Genomic DNA, 277 nt, shown 5'->3' with positions numbered 1-277 from the left:
ATGCAGCAGACGTGAATGATTTAGTCTGAAGAGCGGCTCTTGTAATCCCTTGCAATACCGGCGTTGCGGTAGCGGGTAACGCTTCTCTCACCTGAACCAAAGCCTGACCTTCACGCTTCAGTTTAGAGTTTTCATCTCTCAGTTCTCTTGCTGTAATCATTTGTCCCGGAAGGAATACTTTAGAATCACCCGAATCTACAACTACTTTAAGTCCGAATACTCTATTGTTTTCTTCCAGGAGGTCATATTTGTGTTCAAGGGCTCCTTCAAGGAACTG

Annotated in this window: 1 protein-coding gene; it reads right to left on the bottom strand. The window is 44.8% G+C overall.

Annotated features, from left to right (window positions below):
• Nucleotides 1-277, bottom strand: a 277-nt coding sequence (locus tag ACR9ZK_RS21925) for a hypothetical protein (protein ID WP_481344065.1), incomplete at both ends; no start/stop codon positions are given.

The sequence above is a fragment of the Monashia sp. HAY1-5C genome (genome assembly GCF_056755255.1).
The sequence above is the reverse complement of the archived record's forward strand: the minus strand, read 5'-3'. Positions and strand labels throughout refer to the sequence as shown.